The sequence below is a fragment of the Streptomyces sp. NPDC029151 genome (assembly GCF_055564315.1).
Genome location: NZ_JBVHWQ010000013.1, coordinates 133,719 through 154,785 on the forward strand (window position 1 = coordinate 133,719; position 21,067 = coordinate 154,785).

Below are 21,067 nucleotides of genomic sequence, written 5' to 3' on the forward strand. Positions count from 1 at the left end.
AGCACCCACGACAGGAACTACCGCCACTTTCGCAAGACGGTCTAGCCGCTGACAGCCAGGAAGTCGCTCAGGCAGCGGTTCACGGCCGGGGAAGCGGCAGCGGGCAACGCGTGATGGGAGACGTCGGGGACCACGACCGTCTTCACGTCGCGCAGTGCCTCCTGCGCCCTGGCCGCCACCGCGCGGGCGTCGTGCGTCCCGCTCCGCGCTGCCACGGCCAGCAGGACCGGCACGTCGAGTGCCCGCAGCGCCTGCGCGTCCGGACGCGGCCCGGTCACCGGCCTCTGCGCCGGGAATCCCACCGCCGCCTCCTGCAGGCGCAGCGTGCCGAGGTCGAGCCCCGCTCCCCCGTTCTCCCACTCCAGGAACGTCCGCACCCGGCGCGGGGTGGGCCGCAGCAGCATCGGCAGGGCGCGCAGCAGGTACGCCGCCCGGTACCCGCCGAAGCACTGGGTCGGGTCGAGCAGGAACAGCCGGCGGACGCGCGCGGGGGCGTGCAGGGCGTAGCGCAGCGCGATCCACCCGCCGTACGAATGACCGCCGAGGTCGACGCGCCGGGTCCCGCCGATGCCGTCGCCGCCGGAACCGCGCAGTCCGCCGAGTTTCCCGAGTCCGCCGACCCCGTGGTGTCGGTTGTGTTCGTCCAGACCGTCGAGGAGTGCGTCCAGCCAGGCGTTCAGGTCGGCGGCCGTACGAGGACGACGGCCGGCGGCCGGTTCGCTGCGGCCGGGCGCGCCGATCAGATCGGCGGCGTACACCCGGTGCGCGCTCGCCAGCGTGGCCGCCTGCGCGAACCAGGACGCCGAGGTCGCTCCCCCGCCGCCGGGCAGCAGCAGGAGCGGCGGAGCGTCGCGGGGACCGCACGCATTGACGTACGTCATGCCGAACGGGGTGGGAATCCGCAGGACTTTCCGGTCTGCCGGCCACCGGGCCATGACCTCGTCGTACGCCGCGTGGAAGGCGTCGCCGTCGTACCCACCCATGAGTCCCCCTGGACCGTACTCGACATTACCTCGCTCAGCGAGATATTTTCTGCCAAGGTACTCGGTGAGCCGGACATCGGCCAGGGAGGAGGCGCTCGTATGACCGAGGGGGACGGCGCGGAGCCGGGGATCGCGATCGTGCACCTGCTGCGTGCGACGACGGCCGAACTGGCACTGCACACCGCCCGGTTCGCCGATCGCCACGGCATGCACGCAACCGACGTACGGGCCCTGATCGCGCTGATGGACGCGGCCCGGGCGGACGAGGAGATGACCGCCGGGCGGCTCGGGGCGGCGCTGGGGCTGAACTCGGCCGGGACGACCGCGGTGATCGACCGGCTGGAACGGGGTGGCCATGTGCGGCGGGTAAGGGGACGCGTGGACCGCAGGACGGTGGTCGTCGAGGTGGAGGAACGGGCCGTCGCACTGGGCCGCGCCCACTTCGGGCCGCTGATCGAGCGGGTGGCGGAGCTGTTCGAGGGTTACGACGAGCGGGAGCGGGCGGCCATCCGGGGCTTCTTGGAGGCCGTACGGGAGACAGCCGCCGGGGAGGCCGACTGAGGGGCGAGGCTGTTTGTCGCTGGGTGGTGGTCTACGCCCCAGGGAAGGGTCCGCCTTGATGCCCCGTCCGTGCAGGTATGGCGGAAGGTCCTGTTCTGGCCGGCGGCTGGAGCGGGTTGGGAGGTCGGCCGTGACCGTGAAGGACAGCGGTCGGCCGCGTCCGCCGTGGGCCAGGTGGAACTTGCCGGTCAGCCTCGCCGCGGGGGCGTCCCAGTCCGCGCTCGCCGCGCCCCTTCGGCAGCGGTGTGCTGGTGGGCCCGTACGATCGTGCAGTCCAGTCCGACCAGCCAGTCCGCCTCCGCCCTCCCCCGGGCCGGGACCGGGATGCGGTCGCAGGTGCCGTCGGCGTCCCTGCGCGGCAGATGCGTCCGCGCGCGGCCCGCCAGTTGCCCGACCCGTTGCGGACGCCAGGTGGTGTGACGTACAGGGACACGGTCGTGCTGCTGGTACTGCCCGCGACTGCGACTGGTCGATACGCGGCCGTGCACCAGGACGCCGAGGTGCGCACCGGCTGCGGCGGCTGCATCGTCCTGCCGCCCGGCCACGGCACCGCCGGGACACCCGGACCTGGAACGAGCCGACCGGCACGCCCCGCCCCTGCGTCACGGCGGGACGTGGGCTCAGGAGCCGGCCGAATCGCTCCGTCTCGCCCGCAGGCCCGAGGCGGCTCCGGGGCAGGTGGCGGGATCACCGCCGGGGGCACGGCCCGCGGGCGGCAACGACGGCTCGCTCAGGGAGTGAACTCCTCCTCCAGCTTGTCGATCGCCCCGTCCGCGCCGAGGTGGTACTTGAAGACCAGCCCGCTGTTCGGGTGCGCCTCGAGCCAGTCGAGGAACTCCTGTACGCCGATGTGCTGGTTCTCCGTGCTCGCGACGACGGGATTGGTGACGGTGACGTAGGCGGCCTGGTTCATGGGCACGGGAATCTCCTTGCCCACCGTCTCGAACGGGGCACCGTCGGAGTCGGCGGGCGCGCAGCCCCAGGCGCCGTACTTGACGATCAGGTGCAGGGCGCCGCCCTCGGGCGTGTAGCGGTAGACCGCCAGTTCGTCGGGCGAGATGGGCATCTTGTGGTCGCATCCGCTGCCGCTGCCGCTACCGCTACCGCTGCCAGAGGCCCCGGAGGGGGCGGGCTTCGCCGGTGCCCCCGGGGCCGTCGGGGTCGCGGTCTTGACCGGGGACGCCGCAGCGCCCCCGGGGGTCGCCTTGCCCGCGGGCTCGGCGCCGACCGTGGGCTCGGCGCCGACCGTGGGCGACCCGGCCGCCGGGCTGTTGTCGGAGGGCTGCGCCGTTGCCGTCTTCGTGTCGGCGGCGGACCCCTTGGTGTCGCCGTCGCCGTTGCACGCCGCGAGCGTCAGGGCCAGCAGGGCGGCGGCCAGGCTCGTCACGGTCGTACGGACAACGGCGCCGGGTCTGTGGTGGTCGTCGGGCGTCCTGGTCATCGTCACGGCTGATCGTCCCTTGTCTGTCAGGCCACGCTGTGTGCGGGCTGTGTCGTTCGCCGGGACGGACGGTTTCCGGACAGTGGGTGGTTGCGGCCGGCTCATTTCGTTGCCTGCTCGTGATCCGAGCCGCGCGCACGTGACGGCTGTCCCGCTCGGCTCGGGGTATCCGCAGGACCACATGGCACGGTTCAAGGGGAAAGGAATCGGCTCGTGACCCTGTCCGAGAGCGAGCGAGTGCGGAACACCGGTCCTGCCGGCCGGGCGCCCACGGCCGGGCGCGTCGGCCGTTTCCTGGGCCGCCACTTATGGCTGCAGGTGATCCTGTCCCTGCTGGCGGCCAGCGCGTTGATCATGCTGTTGTTCCCGGGGCGGTCGTTCGCGTCCGTCCTCCTCCGCACGGCCGTCACCTCCGTGGGGGCGATCGCCGTGCTGGTCGCCCGGCGGCGCAAGGAGAAGCGTGCCGCGGGCGGCTCCTCGGACGATCTGGTCTCCCTGGACGCAAAGATCCGCCACGGCGAGGTGCCCGACACCCCGCGGGAACGCCGTGCCATGCGTGACCTCGTGGCGCAGCGCCTGCACCGCACCCGCCACCGCCGGGCGGGGCTGGTGCTCCTGGGGGTGCTGTTCGGCGGGCTCACCGTGTTCCTGGCTCTGACCGGGGACCCCCGGCAGTCCATCGGCTTCGGGGTGCTCACCGTGGTCTTCGTGGGATGGACGGCGTACCAGGGACACGTGCAGAACCGAAGCCTGCGGACGATGTCGGCCGCCCTGGCCGACGACGGCCCCGCCGGGCGGCCCGGGTAACACCCGGCACGTGAGCGTCGATGCACGCCACATCGGGTCCGCCGGCTCCTCGCCGTACGCGGGGTCCGGCGCGGGGCCGGCACACAGGATGTCCGTCGGCGTCGTCGCCGGGAACGGCGTTGTCGGCACACCCGGAGGGGCGGTGAGAGCCGGGCAGCACGTGCTTCACGATGCCCTCCCGGTTCTCATCAGCTTCCTACGCCCACCGACGAACGGGAACCGGTCGAATCGACACCCGGCACGGCACTCTTTCGGTTTTCCTTCCCCGCGCGCGGCCGGGGCGCGGTTGGATGTCCTCATGACTTCCGCCGAGCACGCGCGGCTGATGCGCGCCAACCAGGCGAACTGGGATGCCCGCACTCCGGTCCACGTCACCAGCCGGTTCTACGGCCTGGAGGAGGACCTGGATCCGGAGCGCTGGTTCGCCGCGTTCGAGTGGGAGGACCTCGGCGAGTTGTCCGGCCGGGACGTGCTGCACCTCCAGTGCCACCTCGGCACGGAGACGCTCGCCCTCGCCCGGCGTGGAGCCCGGGCGGTCGGCCTGGACTTCTCGGCGGCGTCCGTGACGGCCGCGCGGGACCTCGCCGCGAAGTCGGGCCTCGACGTCACCTACGTCCAGGCCAACGTGTACGACGCCGTGGCGGCGCTCGAGGGCCGGCGGTTCGACGTCGTCTACACCGGCAAGGGTGCCCTGTGCTATCTGCCCGACCTCGACCGGTGGGCGGATGTCGTGGCCAGGCTTCTGCGGCCGGGCGGGCGGTTGTACGTCGCGGAGTTCCACCCGGTGCTCAACGCGCTCGGCCCGAAACCGGGTCCGGGTGAGGGGCCGGAGCTGCTGCTGCGTCACGACTACCTGGGGGGCTCCGGTCCGGTGCACCGGGATGCCACCTACACCTACACCGACGGGCCGGCCGTCGAGGGCGCCACGGACAGTTACGAGTGGGCGCACGGACTGGGAGAGGTCGTGAACGCGTTGACGGATGCGGGAATGAGCGTCCGGCGACTGCGGGAGACCGACGAGCTTCCCTGGCCGCGCTGGCCGCAGATGGTCCGTACGGACTCTGGCTGGTGGCGGCTGCCCGAGCCGCGGATCCCCCTGCTGTACGGCCTGCTGGTCGTTCGTTGAGCCCCCTTCGCCTTCGCTTCGGCACGTAGCTCTGCATCATCGCCCGAGCGGATGATTCGGCCGCGTTCGTCGACGCCGAGGCTCATGAGGTCACCGCCTGATGGCACCACGACGAGGTACGACCGCAGGAGGAGTCCGCTACCACCCACGGTGGCAAAGCGGCCGTCCACCTGGCGTGCCGGAATGCGACTGCGGTCGCATGCGATGGCGACCCGGGATCGATGTGGCATCGTGTGCCCCGCCTTGACGATGGCCGGGTGACCGAGATCATCACGGGGCTCCACATGTCCCCTCTGGAATTCCTTGCCGTGGCAGGTGCCGTCACACTGGTGGTGACGCGCTGGCTTCCCCCCTCGGCCCGCCCACGCGTCGCGATCGCGGCGGGGGCGGTTCTCGTGCTGTCCGTACTCGTGCTGAGCGCGGTGGGGATCCGCTGGCAGATGCTGCCGGTACTGGCAGGCGCTGCCGTGGCGTCGCCGTTCGTCTTCTCTCCTCTGCTTCGGCGCCGTACCGGCCGGCCGGCGTGGCGGGCCCGATGGTGGCTGGCGTTGCCGGGGTCGGTGGCCTGCATCGGCCTGATCGCCACGGGGCCCGTGGCCGCCTGGGCCTTCCCCGTACCCGCGTTCCCCGACCCCTCGGGCGACTTCGCGGTCGGCACCCGCGTGATGCAGTGGACCGACCCGCACCGCCCCGAGACCTTCACCACCGACCCGCACGACCGGCGCACGGTCGTGACCCAGCTTTGGTACCCCGCGCGGAAGAGCCCCGCAGGCACGCAGCGGGCCCGGTACCTCGGACGCACGGAGACCGAGGCGCGCACCGTGGCCGACGCCCTCGCCGACCACGTCGGCCTTCCCGGCTTCCTGGTCGACGGCCTCCCGCGTGCGCGTACGCATTCGGTTTTCAACGCGCCGGTGGCCGGTGGGAGCGAACGGTTCCCGGTCGTGCTGTTCTCACCCGGGTCGGGCGGAACCCGCACGCAGAACACCGCCTGGGCGGAGGAACTGGCCAGTCACGGCTATGTGGTCGCCGCCCTCGACCACCCGTACGACTCCGCCGCCGTCGTTCTCGCCGACGGCCGAACGATTCACACGGAGACCGTCTCCACCGGCGACCGGGACAAGGATGACAAGCTGGCAGCCGGCTGGACGGCTGTTCGGGCCGCCGACCTCAGGTTCGTCCTCACCCAACTGGACCGTCTGGCCCGAGGTGAGACTCGCGGCCCGCTGACCGGACGCCTGGACACCAGCCGAGTCGCGGTGACCGGCCACTCCATGGGTGGTGCTGCCGCCCTGCAAGCAGCCCGGCAGGACCACCGGTTCGACGCCGTCATCGATCTGGACGGCTACCCCCACGGCCCCACCTCACCTCCGCTCGGCCAACCGACGCTCGCGCTCACCCAGGCCATCACCCCGGGAACCGACCCCGGCTACATTCCCCGGCTCACGAAGGCCCTCAAGTCCAGTACCGCGCCGGGTTACCGTCTCACCCTTCCCGGCGCCGCACACCTCACCTTCATGGACGGCCCGCTGTACCTGCCGCCCGTGCCCTCGATAGTCGGCTCCCTGGGTCGCATCGAGAGCCCACGCGTCGTCGCCGCAACCACGCTCGCCTTCCTGGACACCACCCTCCGGCACAAACCCGGCGATCTGGCTGACGTTCTCTCGGCTTGCGGCGATCTCAGCGTCTACCCACCGGGCAGCAGCCGCTGACCGGGTTGCCGCGGCAGCCGACGGTACGGCCGTGCCCCACCCGCCGACCGCCACCTGACCTGGAAACGCCTGCACGTGCGGGGAAGAGCCGGTCAAGCCGAGGCAAGGAGGGCGCTCCATCGAGTCCCCGCTGTGCGGGCAGCCGGCCGGACCACCGGCCGTGAACCGTGTCCCTGCCTCGCGCGGACGGCGACGCGGACGGCGACGTGGACGGCGACGTGGACGGCAAGGTGGCGGACCGCTCGGGAACGGCCCGTCCTCAGGCGGGGCCGGCGGAGGCCAGGGGCCTGCCGTGGCCTTCGGCCCCCCGCGTGTTCTCGGCTACGGCATCGGCCGGGAACGACTGCCTAGGCGAGAGGTGCGACCGGAACGGTGACACCGGACGCGGTCCTCTGCGACGCCGTGATGCGCTCGATGACGATTCCCAGCAGCACGGCCGCCGCGATCATGAGCGCCTCCGCCACCACGAGGAGGGCCATCGACCCCGGAGCCGCCCGGCCCGCCACCGCCAGCACCAGCGCGTGAGTGATCCAGGCGGCCCACCACAGGTTCACCAGCACCGTGTCTCGCCCCTCCCTCCCCCACGCGGAGCTCGCTCGCCCGATGTCCAGAAGGAACCGGCGCGGGACGAAGAAGTTGACCACCGGTATGAACCAGGCTCCGATCGCCCAGCCCCGACTCGGTACCGAGGCCCCAGGATCCAACTCGAGGGCGTTGCGTCTGGCCCGGGTGAGCCACAAGAGGAACGACAGGATCGCAAGAGTCATCAGATAGAGGAAGATCATGGAGATGAATCCCGACTCGTGCAGGGACGCATCCGTGGGATGCAGGTAGTGATCCCGGAACGCCAGCGCGCGGAACACGTCCGCCGCGGCGGCTGCCGCTATCGCAGCCTGTGAGCAACGGGCAAGGATCCAGAGAGCTTTGCGAGCGGTACCGGTCATCGTCCTCAACCTGTTTCGGAGACGTGTACGGCCAGAGCGGACGCCGAGGCGGAGTGATCATAGGCACTGTTCGCCCATGCGTGTGCGGCATCAGGCTGCGCCGGCCCCCTTGGATCTCCGTTCGCGTCAACGCCTCCCGACAGGCAGCGCCCTGGGGCAGCAGGGTGGGGCCTATGATCGCAGGCGACGGCCAGTCGTCTACGACGCTTGGGGCGCCGCGTGCCACAGCTTGTCCGCCAGGAGCATGTCGATGTGTTCGTGGGTTACCACGCGTTCGGACTGCAGGAATCCGACGACGCCTTCCTTGAGCCGACGTTCCCGGACGACTTCGACTTCGGTACGTTCCTGAGCACCCATCCCGGACGCTTGGACATCACCAGCGCCGGACATACCCACACCGCCTCCGTCACGGTGGAGGTGTGGGACGGACTGGCACCTGTGCAGGACGCCGCCGGCTGGGAAGAGCAGGCCGAGGCGGACTTCGAGTCGGTCAGCGGCCAGGTCGCGGTGTGGTCCATGAGCCTGGGCCGACTCGACGACCTGATCAGGCTGGCGGACTCGGGCGGATCGTGGCGGGTGCGTGTCAGTTGCTCGGGCCGGGCCGAAGTCAAGGCTCTGGCCGAGAGCGAGGAGAGCGTCGAGGAAGTCGAGCGCTACCTCGTGCAGTTCTGGCCTGCCGATTCACGGCTCTCCTCGTGACGGCCCCGTGTCGTGTCGACAGTGCGTCGACCGCGATGCAGGTCGGTCTCGACGGGCCGACGTGACAGGCCACCACGTCCGCGCGGTGGAACGGGGCATCCACCGCGCGGAAGCGCGTACGCAGCTGCTCGAACGGGCCGAACCCGCCGAGCCCGGTAGCGGTGTCGGACGTGAAGCCACGGGCGAGGGCTGCGACCTGGTCCTCAGGGGTCCTGTCAGGCCCCCGGCGGGAGGTGTCGTCGTCCGTGGCCGGTCGGGGCCGACGGCTTGCGGTCAGTGGCCGCCGCTCGGGGGCTCGCATCCGGTGCCGTCGGGGTAGCCGCCGAAGGCGTCCGCCTTTGTGGAGTCCCTGCTCATCGTTCCCTCCACACACCAGGGAGAGGAGCCGACGTCGATGAGGAAGCCCACTCCGGCGGCCCCGTCCTGGTACGCCCGCACCTTGTCCGCCGAGTAGCCGAGGCCGGTGAGTGCGCCCCGGACGCTGTCCGGGGCGAAGTCGCCGCGCCGGCGCAGTGGTTCGAGCGCGGTCTCGACGCGCCCGACGGCGGCGAGCCCGTCGCATCGGCTCTTGCCGTGGAGCGGCAGGGGGTTTCTGAAACCGTGGTTCTCGGCGTAGTGGTCGGTCGGCGGCACGGTCGACCCGGAGGTGGTGGCCGTGGGAGGCGTCGGCCGGGGGCTCTCTCCGGGGCAGCGGTAGTCCTTCGGAACACTCGGTGTCGATATCCCGGTCGGTGTCGGGTGGGTGCGCCGGTACGCCTCGGCGGGGTCATCCGCCCGTTGCGTCCCGCATCCCGCCGCCAGCAACGCCACCGCCGCACACGACAGCACCCCGAGCCCGGCCTTCGTCTTCCTTGATCTCGTCATGCCCTGATCCTTCACCACGGGCTCGATTCGGGCGTCCGGCGGGGGGTGCGGAGGTCGTCGAGCAGGACGCCGACGAGGCGGTCGAGGGGGCGGCGGTCGCTGCCCGCGTCGCCGGAGCCGGTCCCCCGGTCCTCGCGTCCGGCGCGGCGATGTCCATCGGCGGCAGCGACGGCGGTCACCGCGCAGACCTCGCTGCTCCGTCCCCTCCCCCCACGAAGATCACGGCAACGGCCGGTGCGTCACCGTGGCACGGGGCCGCCGGCGGCGTTGTCCGTGGCCTCCTGTCGCGGCCCGTGGCCGGTGACCCGGCCGCGGGAGCGGTAGACGACGTAGGGGCGGGCCGCGTAGCCGACCGGCACCGCGAAGGCGTGGACGAGGCGGCTGAACGGCCACAGCGCGAACAGGGTCAGGGCGAGCAGGGCGTACAGCTGGGAGGCGAGCGGTGCGTGGGCCATGGCCGGCACGTCCGGGTCGAGGGCGAACAGGCTGCGGAACCAGACCGCGACGCCGAGCCGGTAGTCGTAGGGGTTGGTCGTCGACGACGCGGTCGCGGTGAGGCCGGCCGGCAGCACGAGGGTCAGGAGCGGGTAGGTCACCTTGTCGCTGCGGCTGGTCGCGCGGCGCACGGCCGGGACGCTCAACCGGCGGTACAGCAGCAGTGCCAGCCCGGCGACGGCCGCGACGCCCGCGGTGCCGCCCATGGTCAGGGCCACCGCGTGGTACTGCTCCTCGCTGACCCGGAACCGCCGGGTGAGGGCCGCGGGGACGAGCAGGCCCATCACGTGACCGCCGATGACGAGGAACAGCGCGTAGTGGAAGAGCGGCGCGCCGATGCCCAGCAGCCGGGACTCGTGGAGCTGGCTGGAGCGGGTGGTGAAGCGGAAGCGGTCGTAGCGGTAACGCCAGGCGGTGCCCGTGACCATGGTGGCCAGGGCGAGGTAGGGCAGCACGCCCCACAGTGCGATCTCCAGGTGGTTCGTCAGCGGCGGACACCTTCGTCGGCCGGCGCGTGCTGCAGGGGGTACGGGACCGGGCCGGGGTTCGCTCGGGGCGGCGCGGGGGACGGTGACGCGGCGGGGAGGGTGGCGCGTACCGCTTCTATCACGTCGGCGTAGGGGCGGGCGTGACGGGTCCTCAGGCATCGCCGGAGACGTCGTCGCCCACGCGTGCCCGCAGCCGTCCCTTCGCCGCCAGCCGTTCGAGGCGTCGTTGCTCCTTCTCCACCCACCGCCGCACCCGGCCGGGGTCCAGCATCCCGCCGTGTCCTGCGTGCAGTCGCTCGGGGCCCAGGTCGAGCATGCGCCGGAGACTGGCCAGATTGGCGAGGGGATCGTCGTGGAACGGCGGGTTCCAGGGCAGGCGGGGCAGCAGCCCCAGGAGAGGTGTCGCGATCAGGTCTCCGGCGACGAGGTCGCCCGCCTCGGTGAGGACCGACACCGATCCGGGGGTGTGGCCCGGGGTGGGCACGATGCGTGCGTCGACGCCGTGGTCCGCCAGCGGCATCTCCCCGCGGACGAGGACCTGCGGTGCGAACGGCTCCGCCCGGACATGGAAAGGCGGAAGCCGGGCCAGAAGCCTGCCCAGGCTTCCGGTCGGAAGGTAGGGCTCGCGCACCCGGCCGCTGGTGTACTGCCCGAGATCGCCCACATGCGCGGCGATCGGCGCCCCGGTCAGACGGCTCAGTTCGGCGGCTCCGCCGAAGTGGTCGATGTGGCCGTGGGTGACGACGATCATGGAGATGTCGTGGGGGTCCACCCCGTGCGCGGCCACCTGGTCGTGGACCTTGCGGCCACTGCCGGGGACACCGGAGTCGACGACGACCGGCCGACGGCCGAGGAGCAGATATGCGGTGACGTTCCGCTTCCCGAGGACCGGGAGGGGGATGACCTTCGTGCCGGGCACGGAGTACTCCGTTCACAGGGAACAGGTTCGGACACCCAGACGCTACGGACTCCGACCGAGCCGCTCCATGCCTGTGAAGCGCACATCGATTGCCGATCGTCTCAGGCGTCCCCTTACCCTGTGGGCATGGACGCTCTGGCGGATGTCCTCGCCGCAGCCAAGGTCGGGGGCACCGTGCTGGCCCGGGTCGACGTGTCTGCGCCCTGGGGCATCGAGTTCCCGAAGCTGCCGATCGCGGTGTTCCACACCGTCGTCAGCGGCTCCTGCTGGCTGCGCCGCCCAGGGGCCGAACCGGTCAGGCTCTCCACCGGCGACCTGGTCCTGCTGCCTGTCGGCGCCGGCCACGTGATGTCCGGCGCCCCGAGCGGGCCGACGACCCCCTACGACGACCTCGTGGCCGCGCGCCCCGGTCGCGGGGAGTCGGAGATCCACGTCCCCGGTCCGGGTCCCCGAACCCGGATCATCTGCGGCGGGTACCGCTTCGACGGGCGCGTATCACGCCCGCTGCTCACACTCCCGCCTGTGCTGGTCCTGCCCGCCGCCGACGGCGAGGCGTCCGAGCGGACCGAACTCGGCGACACCCTCCGGATGCTCACAGCCGAACTCGCCGAGCCCCGGCCGGGTTCCCAGACGGTCGTCGACCGGTTGACCGACGTGCTGTTCGTCCACATCCTGCGCCGGTGGACCGCGGATCAGGGCGAGCACGGTACGTCCTGGGTCCTCGGCCTGCGCGACCCGGAGGTCGCTGCCGCGATCTCACTCCTGCACGAGGACCCGGCCCGGCCCTGGACCGTCGAGGAACTGGCACACCGGGTGGGCGTCTCCCGCGCCACACTCTCCCGGCGCTTCACGGACCTCATCGGCGAGCCGCCCCTGGCCTACCTCACCCGCTGGCGCCTGGAACTGGCCGGCCGGCGCCTCCGCGACACCGCCGAGACGCTGCCGGCCGTGGCCGGCAGCGTCGGCTACACCTCGGTGTCGGCGTTCTCGCGGGCCTTCACCCGTCAGTGGGGAACGCCACCGAGCCGCCACCGCACGGACCACCGCCGGCCCTGAGCACCCGAGCGGACGTGCCACCCGTTCGATCCTGCGAGGCGCTCGCGGCCCGGTCGGCCGGACATCGCCCGGGCGGGAGCATCGCTCCGGGCCAGCTGGCAACTCCTGTGGGGCCGGGCCTCGTCGCCACTCTCACGGGCGGGGGCAGGGGGGTGGTCACGGCGCAGCCCGGTGTGACGGGCCAGGGTGTGGCTCAGTACGCGGAGTTGACGTTGTCGATGGAGCCGTAGCGGTGCGCGGCGTAGTTGGCGGCCGCGGTGATGTTCGCCACCGGGTCGGTGAGGCTGTTGGCGGTTCCGGCGACGTGGTAGGCGTGGAACGTCGGTTCGATCACCTGCAGCAGACCCTTGGACGGGGTGCCCTGCTGCGCGTTGACGTCCCAGTTGTTCTGCGCGTTGGGGTTGCCGCCGGACTCGCGCATGATGTTGCGGTGCAGGCCCTCGTAGCTGCCGGGGATGCCCTTCTCCTTCATGATGGCCAGGGACTTCTTGATCCAGCCGTCGAGGTTGTTCGCGCCGCCGGCGGTGGAGTCGGTGCGGCTGTCCCGCGAGACGGCGGTGACGCCGTGGGCGCCCTGCGGTGCCTCGGCGGCATGCGCGGCGGCCGGCATCAGGGTGAGGGCAGCGGCCGCGGCGCCGGTCGTGGCGATGCCGGTCAGAGCGAGGGAGCGGAGGCGGGCAAGGCGGCGGGTGGCGGTGATCGCGGTCATGAGAAAGGGACTCTCCTGTGGGACGTCGTTGAAGGCGCCGGCCGGAAGCTCCGGTCGCGGCCTGCAGGGCGTCGGCGTGAGGCCCTGTGCTGCACGGCGCGGCGGGGGCGTCCGGCGATCAACACCCGGTCGGCCCTGCGGCTTGCGGCAACGAGAAACATGTTTAGGGGGCCCGCCGAGCCGTGGCAAGAATGTGACGTACTATCCAGCTTCGGAGGAATGACCCAAAACAGGCATTTACCTACTTTCACGCCTGTTTATCGGAACGTGCCTCTACGACCCCTCTTAGGATGTGACATGGCCCCTATGGGCCGCGTCACCCGTCAAACGGACGAATCCGCCGCGATCCGGACACTCCACCACCTCCGGATGAGCCCCTGTCGGGACAGCGCCGCGAGATCGGCAAAGGCGTACGGCGGTGCCGACGCCAAGGGGACCCGGCCCGCGAGCACGGGCGGCAAGCCGCTGCGGACGGCGGGGCAGGCCGAGGGGGCGGCCGGCAGGGTCGGCGCAGGAATGTCTGCCCGTCCGTGGGCGAGACTGTGTGCCTCTACCGGTCGCGACCTCGTCGATATCGTCGTGCGCCGTCCAGGACTGGTTGGTTTTCGCGCTCTCGACGCGGGACCGCGGTACCCGCCCCGACGTCCGCTCCGACGAGGGCGGCGATCGTGAGGGCACGTGCCGCGCCGACGCGGTGCACGCGTGTCGCTCCGGTCGTCGTCACTCCTCAGTCGGCAGCCAGCTGCCGTGCAGGCCCAGCGGCACTCGTACGGGGATGCGGACGCGGGCGACAGGACCCTGGGCGGGGTCATCGGCGGGCAGGACGAGCAGCCAGCTGGTGCTGTCGGTGCGGTCGGTCGCGAAGGTCATCCAGTAGCCGCGCTCGCTGCCGGACGCCCCGGGAGCCGGGGCGAAAACGGGCTCGCCGACCGACAGGTTCCCGGCGTTCCAGGACCGCGCCGATACGTTGTTCGCACCTGCCTCGTACCAGCGCAGCGCATCGTACTCACCGGGCAGGAGGCCGTCGGTCCGGCCGCTGTCGGAGGCGACCGCGAGACACTGGTGCGGACTCGTCAGGGCTCGATCGTCGATGCGGGGGAATTCGACCCGGGCGTCGTCCAGCAGCGTGCGTCCTACCGTGCCCGCGACCGGGTCGATGAGGGCTCGTGTCAGGCCGTGCCGCCCGGTTTCCCGGGACCGGCTCCCGGGGGAGCCGGGGCCGAGAGTGAGTGACGGCCATTGGACGAAGTCGAGTACCACACGTCCGTCACGACCGTCATAGGCGTTGACCGTGTGCCACAGCCAGAACGCGTCGTCGTCGGCCCACCGGACGGGTCCGCCGTCACGGGGGATCAACGCCACGCGGGTGCCTCGGTCCGGGCGCCAGGTGATGAAGGAACCTTCGGCCATGGCGCCCTCGATGTCGAAGAACGCCGGGGCCAGGACCAGGACGAGGTACCGGCGGGTCAGGGCCATGTCGTGGACCATCTGCGGTTCGGTGACACCGTCCACCGGTGTGGGGCCCCTGCGGACGACGCCGTCCGGGCCGATGACAGCCCAGGTCAGGCAAGGGGGGCTGAGGGCGTAGCAGAAGACGGCCATGTCTCCGGTCACCGGATCGATCTTGGGATGGGCGGTGATGCCCGCGGGCAACTGCCCGCCGAACGTCTCCTTGCCGAGAGTGGCGAGGTCCGGGCTCATCAGGTACGGGCAGTCGGACTCGGCCAGGGCGAGCAGGCGGCCGGCGTGCTGGACGACGTTGATGTCGGGCAGCGGCTTGAACGTGTTCGCCAGTACGTCCCCGACCTCTTCGACCCCGGGAAGGATCATGGACTCCAGTCCGCCCCACAGCGCTCGGCCCGCCTCTTCCTCCGCGATCATGGCCGGCGTGCGGACGAAGCGGTTGCGGTACCGGGCACGGCCGGCGGACAGCCACACGCCGTGGATCATCCCGTCACCGTCGAGCGGATAGAGGTAGCTGCCGATCGGACTGAAGCGCGGATTGGGGCCGTTACGCAGATAGACACCATCGAGGTCGGTAGGCAGCTCCCCCGTGACCTCGAGATCCACCGCGTCGACTTCCTCTGTCACAGGGGCGAAGCGGCCGGTGAGATGGGCGATACGCGTCGGATCGAATGCGTCGGCGGGTGCGGCCACGAGATCACCCCCAGATGGAGCGACGGCACATGGCCAGTCAAATGCCGATCGCTCGCCACCGCCACCCCGAGCGCGGGAAGCACCCAGTGACGCCGGCCCGTGATCATTGCAGGCCCGCGGGCAACCGGCGAGAGCGGCCGCGTCGACGCGGAGACCCGTGGGGACGGGAGGCAACCTCCGCGGGCGGGCGGTGGCGAACTGAGTGGACTGCTGCCGCAGGGGCGCGCGGGCGCCGGCGCCGGCCGGACAGGGGCGCCTCTTCGGCCTGAGCGGTTCCGGTGTCGTGGCGTGCCGTCGTCCGGCGGCGGCCGTCGTTGTCTGCCGTCGCCGGTCGCTGTGAAGGCGGGAGCGGGCGGTGGTGCGGGGGCGGCGCCGTCGGTATGGAGGACCGGTGGGAGGGGTGCGGCCGTGCCTCGTCGGTGTGCAGGGCCGGTAGGAGGGGTACGACGCCAGTCCGCGGGGCTGGGCCGTCCCCGTCGCGGGGATTCACTGCGCCGGGCGGTGGACTGCTGCACACCGGCAGCCTCCGTGTCCGTCCCGGATCGGCTCCCGCGACGGCGTCCGAGTGGTCGTACTCGCCTGCGTGGCCCCGGTGTTGCGCGCCGTGGGACGAGAGGACCGCCCGTCCTCACCGGCAGCGTCCTGCCCCCGTAAGGCGCGGGCGGGCGATCACGCATGACGAGTGTTAAACCCCAATCAACTGATTGTCACTGCTTCGAGGTAAGCATCTGGTCTTCCTGGTGGCTGTGGGGCGTCCAGCGGCTAGCTTTCTGCAGGTGGACGGATGCCCGTGATCCCGCCCGCTCGTTGCCCACCCTCCCTGTCTCCCGGTCGGCGCCCCCGTGTGCGCCGGACGACCCGTCGCACAAGGAGAAAGTCCTCCGATGTCCGTCGACAGCATCCCGGAAGCTCGGACCACACCCGAAGCGCCGCAGCAGTCCCTGAGCACCGCCGCCGCCCGCAACCTCGCCACCACGACCAAGTCCGCTCCGCAGATGCAGGAGATCACCTCCCGGTGGTTGCTGCGGATGCTGCCCTGGGTCGAGGCCAAGGGCGGCGCCTACCGGGTCAACCGGCGGCTGCGCCACACCCTCGGCGACGGACGCATCGAGTTCGTCCAGGAGGGCGCCACGGTCCGCGTGATCCCCCTGGAGCTCGGTGAACTGGCCGTTCTGCGCGGGTTCGAGGACACGGACGTCCTCACCGCACTCGCCGACCGGTGCACGCAGCGCGACTTCGCGGCGGGCGAAGTACTCGCCGAGCGTGGCAGCCCCATGGACCGGATCCACCTGATCGCCCACGGGCGGGTCAGACAGACCTCCGAGGGCAAGTACGGCGGAGAGGTCGTCATCGCGGTGCTCGCGGACGGCGACCACTTCGGTGAGAACGCGTTGTCGGACTCCGACGCCCACCACCCCTGCACCGTCACCGCCGAGACCTCCGGCACCCTCCTGACCCTCTCCCGCGCCGACTTCACCGCCGTCCAGGCCTCCGCGCCCCACCTGCGAGCGCACGTCGACGCGTTCGGTTCCCGCGCGCGGCAGCGGCAGAACAAGCACGGTGAGGCCGAGATCGCCGTGTCGGCCGGTCACGTGGGCGAGGCCGATCTGCCGGGCACCTTCGTCGACTACGAGCTGAAGCCGCGTGAGTACGAACTCTCCGTCGCACAGACCGTTCTGCGGATCCACACCCGGGTCGCCGACCTCTACAACGGCCCGATGAACCAGAGCGAGGAACAGCTCAGACTCACCGTCGAGGCGTTGCGGGAGCGCCAGGAACACGAGCTGATCAACAACCGCGAGTTCGGACTGCTGCACAACGCCGACTTCAAGCAGCGCATCCAGCCCCGCTCCGGTCCGCCGACCCCGGACGACATGGACGATCTGCTGTGCCGCCGGCGCGGCACCAAGCTGTTCCTCGCCCACCCCAGGACCATCGCCGCCATCGGGCGCGGCTTCAGCGCCTGTGGTCTCTACCCCGACCACGTCGACCTCGGCGGGCAGTCCGTCCCCGCCTGGCGCGGGGTCCCCATCCTGCCCTGCAACAAGATCCCGATCACCAAGGAGCAGACCAGCTCCATCATCGCGATGCGCACGGGCGAGGAGAACCAGGGCGTCATCGGCCTGCGGCAGACGGGCCTGGAGGACGAGTACGAACCGGGTCTGTCCGTGCGGTTCATGGGCATCAACGAACAGGCGATCACCTCCTACCTCGTCAGCACCTACTACTCCACCGCGGTGCTCCTGCCCGACGCCCTCGGCGTGCTGGAGAACGTACAGATCGCCCCCGGGCCGCGTTGAGCGCCGGGTCGCTGCAGGTCCACGCCTGACACGCCCCTCGCGCAACGAGCGCCCACCTCATCGCATCTAGGAGCCACCGATGCCCGACTCCGGGCCCCTCGGGTCATCCCACCGTGAGCAACGGCCGACGCCGCCCACAGCCGTGCCGGACGCCCCCACGCCGGTGGTCGCGGACCTTGCGGTCACGCCGGCCGCGTCCGCCTTCCTGGCAGCACTGCATCCGACGGTCACGCTCCCGGCCGCCCAGTCGTCACCGCCACCGTCACTGCCCTCACCACCGTCACTGCCACCGGCACCGTCACTGCCCTCACCACCGTCACTGCCACCGGCACCGTCATCGCCCCCGATGGCCGCCTCCGTCGTACCTGAGACGCCGGACCTGAGAGCGCCCGCCTCCTCCGTACCCGACGTGCCGGACACGCGCGCGGCCGCCTCCGCTCTCCAGGGCGTCCTGCGCGGACCGACCGGACTGGGCACGAGCTCGCTCGACCTTGCCGGCACGTACAAGCCCACGCTTCCGGATCCGGTGTCCGCGCCACCGGCTCCACCCGCCGCGGGGCGGGCAGTCCCCGGCCTCTACTACCACCCTGTCCCGGAGCCCGACCCGGTGCGCGTCGAGGAGGTGAGCCGCCGGATCAAGTGCTGGGCCGAGGACGAGGTCCAGCTCTATCCGGAGGAGTGGGAGGGGCAGTTCGACGGCTTCTCCGTCGGCCGGTACATGGTCGTCTGCCACCCCGACGCCCCGACGGTCGACCACCTGATGCTCGCCACCCGGCTGATGGTCGCGGAGAACGCGGTGGACGACTGTTACTGCGAGGACCACGGCGGGTCACCCGTCGGTCTCGGCGGCCGCCTCCTCCTCGCGCACACCGCGCTCGACCACTTCCACACCACCGCGGAGTACGCGCCGGCGTGGCAGGAGTCCCTCACCTCGGACGCCCCGCGTCGGGCGTACCGCAGTGCGATGGACTACTTCGTGCGCGCGGCCACCCCCTCCCAAGCCGACCGCTACCGGCACGACATGGCCCGGCTGCACATGGGATACCTCGCCGAGGCGGCCTGGGCGCAGACCGGCCACGTCCCGGAGGTGTGGGAGTACCTGGCGATGCGCCAGTTCAACAACTTCCGCCCCTGCCCCACGATCACCGACACGGTCGGCGGCTACGAACTCCCCGCCGACCTGCACGCCCGGCCGGACATGCAACGGGTCATCGCCCTCGCCGGCAACGCGACGACCATCGTCAACGACCTCTACTCGTACACCAAGGAACTCGACAGCCCGGGCCGGCACCTGAACCTTCCGGTGGTGATCGCGGAACGCGAGCGGCTCTCCGAACGTGACGCGTATCTGAAGGCCGTCGAGGTCCACAACGAACTGCAGCGAGCCTTCGAGGCCGCCGCGGCCGACCTCGCGGAGGCCTGCCCCCTGCCCGCCGTCCTGCGCTTCCTCAAGGGCGTGGCCGCTTGGGTCGACGGCAACCACGACTGGCACCGGACCAACACCTATCGCTACAGCCTGCCCGACTTCTGGTAGAGAACGGACATTTCTTTGAGCACTGAGACGACCACCACCGCCACCCCGAAGATCCCGGCTCCGGCCACGCCGTACCAGGAGGACATCGCCCGCTACTGGAACAACGAGGCGCGGCCGGTCAACCTCCGCCTCGGGGACGTGGACGGGCTCTACCACCACCACTACGGCATCGGCGCCGTGGACCACGCCGCGCTCGGCGACCCGGCGCACAGCGAGTACGAGAAGAAGCTCATCGCGGAGCTGCACCGGCTGGAGTCGGCCCAGGCGGAGCTCCTCCTGGACCACCTCGGCGCCATCGGCCCCGACGACACCCTGGTCGACGCCGGCTGCGGACGCGGCGGGTCCATGGTCATGGCGCACCATCGCTTCGGCTGCAAGGTCGAGGGCGTCACCCTGTCAGCCTCCCAGGCCGACTTCGGCAACCGCCGCGCGCGAGAACTCCGTATCGAGGACCACGTCCGCTCCCGTGTGTGCAACATGCTCGACACGCCCTTCGAGAAGGGCAGCATCGCGGCCTCGTGGAACAACGAGTCGACCATGTACGTCGACCTGCACGACCTGTTCGCCGAGCACTCCCGCTTCCTGAAGGTGGGCGGCCGGTACGTGACGATCACCGGCTGCTGGAACCCCCGCTACGGGCAGCCGTCGAAGTGGGTCTCCCAGATCAACGCCCACTTCGAGTGCAACATCCACTCCCGTCGTGAGTACCTGCGTGCCATGGCCGACAACCGGCTCGTGCCGCACACCATCGTCGACCTCACCGCGGACACCCTGCCCTACTGGGAGTTGCGGGCGACGTCCTCGCTGGTCACCGGCATCGAGGAGGCTTTCATCGAGTCCTACCGGGACGGCTCCTTCCAGTACGTCCTGATCGCGGCCGACCGCGTGTGAGTCCCACCTCGCGGGGTCGGGAGGACCGGGGGCCGCGTCGGCTCCCCGGTCCCCGGGTCCGTCACCGACGTGAGTGTTGAGCAGGTCGTCCGGCAGTACGGGGGCGAGGGCGGCTCCGGCCCGCAACGTGCTGTCCGTCCCGCTGAGCCAACGCAGAAGGGGCCCGCGCTTGCGGGCCCCTTCTTCTGGTAGCGGGGACAGGATTTGAACCTGCGACCTCTGGGTTATGAGCCCAGCGAGCTACCGAGCTGCTCCACCCCGCGTCGGTGATGCCACTCTACACGGTGGAACACGGTGGATCTGGCGGGGTCGGATCGGACGTCAGCCGCCGCGGACGATGTTCTCGGCCTGGGGGCCCTTCTGGCCCTGGGTGACGTCGAACGTGACGGTCTCCCCCTCGACCAGTTCCCGGTACCCGTTGCCCGTGATGTTGGAGTAGTGCGCGAAGACGTCCGGTCCGCCGTCCTGAGCGATGAAACCAAAGCCCTTTTCGGCGTTGAACCACTTCACCGTGCCGCTGGCCATGCTGCTGTCCTTCGTTCTCGCTGGGAAACCCAGTCGGATGAGATGGGGCCTTCCGAGGCGAAGGCACCCGACGTTCGTCCTACCCCACCCACGGCCCGGTTATCCGATCATTACCATCGGTAAGCTTCCGTCGCGGGCGACGGGCACCGCGGCGGCGTGCGAGGGTCGGGCGCAGCCCTCGCAGGACGGGGCCGCCCGCCGGTGGGAGTACTGCTCTCGTGGCCGTCGGCGACGTCCTCCGGCTCGCCGTTTCCGGGGAGGCGACGGTAGCGGTCGAGGAGAGATCCGCCGTGTTCGGGACACCACACACGTGGTCAGGCCGGTAGAGAGACGGACAACGCTCGATGCACCGCTCGGCGGTGTCGCGCTGCTTGTGGGCCTCGCGGTCGAAGGCCGGTGGTCTGCCCCCGGCTGCCGCGTCGCAGCCGGTGGCCCCCCTGTTCGGCGGGCACCGGGATGACCGCCCGGACGCGGCGTCCGCGCAGGTGATCGCGGATCGCGCGGGACGAGTGGGCCGTGGGCCTTGTCCGCCAGGACCATGTCCAACCTGGTGCGGGGCGACCACGCCGCCGGGGGACGCTCAGGCGAGCCATGACGTCCGTGAACGCGGATGCGCCGCCGCCCAGCCCCGCGGGGTGGATGAACGCCAGAGGCCGGCAGCGGGCGTCGGCTGCGAGGTGGATCTTCGTGCCCAGCCTGACGCAGGGCCGGCCGACGGCGTGGCCGGCCGGTCTGGGCCGGGGCCGTCGCGCGTGGCCCGGGATGCCGCAGGGCGGTGGCGACAGCCCGCTCGGGCGCACCGCGTCCGCACGGACATCGAGGTGGCTCAGGTGCCGCTCTTCGGTGAGTGACCAGC

General features: G+C 71.3%; 19 protein-coding genes and 1 tRNA gene. 9 read left to right on the top strand and 11 right to left on the bottom strand.

All coding sequences use genetic code 11. From position 1 onward, the window contains the following. Positions 1–41 precede the first annotated feature (41 nt). Positions 42–983: an alpha/beta fold hydrolase gene (locus ACZ4VF_RS34825; RefSeq protein ID WP_467931040.1), complete on the bottom strand. Its 942-nt coding sequence runs from the start codon at positions 981–983 to the stop codon at positions 42–44. 99 nt (positions 984–1,082) lie between these two features. On the opposite strand from ACZ4VF_RS34825, the gene ACZ4VF_RS34830 reads away from it, so the two are divergent. Beyond that, complete coding sequence (locus ACZ4VF_RS34830; protein WP_467931042.1) at positions 1,083–1,544, top strand: MarR family transcriptional regulator; 462 nt, start codon at positions 1,083–1,085, stop codon at positions 1,542–1,544. Between the two features lie 730 nt (positions 1,545–2,274). On the opposite strand, the gene ACZ4VF_RS34835 is transcribed toward ACZ4VF_RS34830, so the two are convergent. Continuing rightward, positions 2,275–2,985, bottom strand: coding sequence for a hypothetical protein (locus tag ACZ4VF_RS34835; RefSeq protein ID WP_467931077.1), 711 nt, complete (start codon positions 2,983–2,985; stop codon positions 2,275–2,277). 213 nt (positions 2,986–3,198) lie between these two features. Here ACZ4VF_RS34835 and ACZ4VF_RS34840 point away from each other — a divergent pair, with 213 nt between their 5' ends. The 3 genes from ACZ4VF_RS34840 to ACZ4VF_RS34850 all read left to right on the top strand — a co-directional run bounded on the left by ACZ4VF_RS34840 (position 3,199) and on the right by ACZ4VF_RS34850 (position 6,630). Next, complete coding sequence (locus ACZ4VF_RS34840; protein ID WP_467931043.1) at positions 3,199–3,792, top strand: hypothetical protein; 594 nt, start codon at positions 3,199–3,201, stop codon at positions 3,790–3,792. 298 nt (positions 3,793–4,090) lie between these two features. Continuing rightward, positions 4,091–4,918 (top strand): class I SAM-dependent methyltransferase, encoded by an 828-nt coding sequence (locus ACZ4VF_RS34845; RefSeq protein ID WP_467931044.1) that lies wholly within the window; start codon positions 4,091–4,093, stop codon positions 4,916–4,918. A 221-nt stretch (positions 4,919–5,139) separates the two neighbouring features. Then, positions 5,140–6,630, top strand: coding sequence for an alpha/beta hydrolase family protein (locus tag ACZ4VF_RS34850; protein ID WP_467931046.1), 1,491 nt, complete (start codon positions 5,140–5,142; stop codon positions 6,628–6,630). 347 nt (positions 6,631–6,977) lie between these two features. Here the strand turns inward: ACZ4VF_RS34850 and ACZ4VF_RS34855 are convergent, their stop codons facing one another. After that, positions 6,978–7,574 carry a DUF4328 domain-containing protein gene (locus ACZ4VF_RS34855; protein ID WP_467931047.1) on the bottom strand — a complete coding sequence of 199 codons (597 nt, stop codon included), beginning with the start codon at positions 7,572–7,574 and terminating at the stop codon, positions 6,978–6,980. 207 nt (positions 7,575–7,781) lie between these two features. On the opposite strand from ACZ4VF_RS34855, the gene ACZ4VF_RS34860 reads away from it, so the two are divergent. Further along, entirely contained in the window at positions 7,782–8,273 is a 492-nt protein-coding gene (locus tag ACZ4VF_RS34860; RefSeq protein ID WP_467931048.1) for a hypothetical protein, read from the top strand. A gap of 273 nt (positions 8,274–8,546) precedes the next feature. On the opposite strand, the gene ACZ4VF_RS34865 is transcribed toward ACZ4VF_RS34860, so the two are convergent. The 4 genes from ACZ4VF_RS34865 to ACZ4VF_RS34880 form a co-directional block, all read right to left on the bottom strand. After that, positions 8,547–9,137 carry a hypothetical protein gene (locus tag ACZ4VF_RS34865; protein WP_467931050.1) on the bottom strand — a complete coding sequence of 197 codons (591 nt, stop codon included), beginning with the start codon at positions 9,135–9,137 and terminating at the stop codon, positions 8,547–8,549. 11 nt (positions 9,138–9,148) lie between these two features. Further along, on the bottom strand, positions 9,149–9,316 hold the full coding sequence (locus ACZ4VF_RS34870) for a hypothetical protein (RefSeq protein WP_467931051.1): 168 nt from the start codon (positions 9,314–9,316) through the stop codon (positions 9,149–9,151). A gap of 60 nt (positions 9,317–9,376) precedes the next feature. Then, positions 9,377–10,120, bottom strand: a complete 744-nt coding sequence (gene narI / locus ACZ4VF_RS34875) for a respiratory nitrate reductase subunit gamma (protein ID WP_467931078.1) — start codon at positions 10,118–10,120, stop codon at positions 9,377–9,379. Between the two features lie 151 nt (positions 10,121–10,271). Beyond that, positions 10,272–11,039, bottom strand: coding sequence for an MBL fold metallo-hydrolase (locus ACZ4VF_RS34880; protein WP_467931052.1), 768 nt, complete (start codon positions 11,037–11,039; stop codon positions 10,272–10,274). 126 nt (positions 11,040–11,165) lie between these two features. On the opposite strand from ACZ4VF_RS34880, the gene ACZ4VF_RS34885 reads away from it, so the two are divergent. Then, on the top strand, positions 11,166–12,095 hold the full coding sequence (locus ACZ4VF_RS34885; RefSeq protein ID WP_467931053.1) for a cupin domain-containing protein: 930 nt from the start codon (positions 11,166–11,168) through the stop codon (positions 12,093–12,095). A gap of 193 nt (positions 12,096–12,288) precedes the next feature. Here the strand turns inward: ACZ4VF_RS34885 and ACZ4VF_RS34890 are convergent, their stop codons facing one another. Continuing rightward, on the bottom strand, positions 12,289–12,804 hold the full coding sequence (locus ACZ4VF_RS34890; RefSeq protein ID WP_467931055.1) for a transglycosylase SLT domain-containing protein: 516 nt from the start codon (positions 12,802–12,804) through the stop codon (positions 12,289–12,291). 720 nt (positions 12,805–13,524) lie between these two features. Beyond that, the gene (locus ACZ4VF_RS34895) at positions 13,525–14,961 is read right to left on the bottom strand and encodes a carotenoid oxygenase family protein (RefSeq protein ID WP_467931056.1); all 1,437 of its coding nucleotides are present in this window, start codon (positions 14,959–14,961) and stop codon (positions 13,525–13,527) included. 884 nt (positions 14,962–15,845) lie between these two features. Between ACZ4VF_RS34895 and ACZ4VF_RS34900 the strand changes: the two genes are divergently transcribed. From ACZ4VF_RS34900 to ACZ4VF_RS34910, 3 genes are all read left to right on the top strand, one after another. Next, positions 15,846–17,261, top strand: coding sequence for a family 2B encapsulin nanocompartment shell protein (locus ACZ4VF_RS34900; protein WP_467931057.1), 1,416 nt, complete (start codon positions 15,846–15,848; stop codon positions 17,259–17,261). A 79-nt stretch (positions 17,262–17,340) separates the two neighbouring features. Beyond that, positions 17,341–18,795, top strand: coding sequence for a family 2 encapsulin nanocompartment cargo protein terpene cyclase (locus ACZ4VF_RS34905; protein ID WP_467931058.1), 1,455 nt, complete (start codon positions 17,341–17,343; stop codon positions 18,793–18,795). Between the two features lie 15 nt (positions 18,796–18,810). Beyond that, on the top strand, positions 18,811–19,686 hold the full coding sequence (locus ACZ4VF_RS34910; RefSeq protein ID WP_467931060.1) for a geranyl diphosphate 2-C-methyltransferase: 876 nt from the start codon (positions 18,811–18,813) through the stop codon (positions 19,684–19,686). Positions 19,687–19,872: 186 nt separating this feature from the next. Here ACZ4VF_RS34910 and ACZ4VF_RS34915 read toward each other — a convergent pair. After that, positions 19,873–19,949: transfer RNA gene (locus ACZ4VF_RS34915), tRNA-Met, on the bottom strand. 58 nt (positions 19,950–20,007) lie between these two features. Next, the gene (locus ACZ4VF_RS34920; RefSeq protein WP_356317676.1) at positions 20,008–20,211 is read right to left on the bottom strand and encodes a cold-shock protein; all 204 of its coding nucleotides are present in this window, start codon (positions 20,209–20,211) and stop codon (positions 20,008–20,010) included. Positions 20,212–21,067 lie beyond the last annotated feature (856 nt).

Coding starts and splice junctions, on each gene's coding strand:
- ACZ4VF_RS34900 (WP_467931057.1), top strand. CDS start 15,846: ATGTCCGTCGACAGCATCCCGGAAGCTCGGACCACACCCGAAGCGCCG.
- ACZ4VF_RS34845 (WP_467931044.1), top strand. CDS start 4,091: ATGACTTCCGCCGAGCACGCGCGGCTGATGCGCGCCAACCAGGCGAAC.
- ACZ4VF_RS34830 (WP_467931042.1), top strand. CDS start 1,083: ATGACCGAGGGGGACGGCGCGGAGCCGGGGATCGCGATCGTGCACCTG.
- ACZ4VF_RS34855 (WP_467931047.1), bottom strand. CDS start 7,574: ATGACCGGTACCGCTCGCAAAGCTCTCTGGATCCTTGCCCGTTGCTCA.
- ACZ4VF_RS34905 (WP_467931058.1), top strand. CDS start 17,341: ATGCCCGACTCCGGGCCCCTCGGGTCATCCCACCGTGAGCAACGGCCG.
- ACZ4VF_RS34835 (WP_467931077.1), bottom strand. CDS start 2,985: ATGACCAGGACGCCCGACGACCACCACAGACCCGGCGCCGTTGTCCGT.
- ACZ4VF_RS34920 (WP_356317676.1), bottom strand. CDS start 20,211: ATGGCCAGCGGCACGGTGAAGTGGTTCAACGCCGAAAAGGGCTTTGGT.
- ACZ4VF_RS34885 (WP_467931053.1), top strand. CDS start 11,166: ATGGACGCTCTGGCGGATGTCCTCGCCGCAGCCAAGGTCGGGGGCACC.
- ACZ4VF_RS34825 (WP_467931040.1), bottom strand. CDS start 983: ATGGGTGGGTACGACGGCGACGCCTTCCACGCGGCGTACGACGAGGTC.
- ACZ4VF_RS34865 (WP_467931050.1), bottom strand. CDS start 9,137: ATGACGAGATCAAGGAAGACGAAGGCCGGGCTCGGGGTGCTGTCGTGT.
- ACZ4VF_RS34850 (WP_467931046.1), top strand. CDS start 5,140: ATGTGGCATCGTGTGCCCCGCCTTGACGATGGCCGGGTGACCGAGATC.
- ACZ4VF_RS34890 (WP_467931055.1), bottom strand. CDS start 12,804: ATGACCGCGATCACCGCCACCCGCCGCCTTGCCCGCCTCCGCTCCCTC.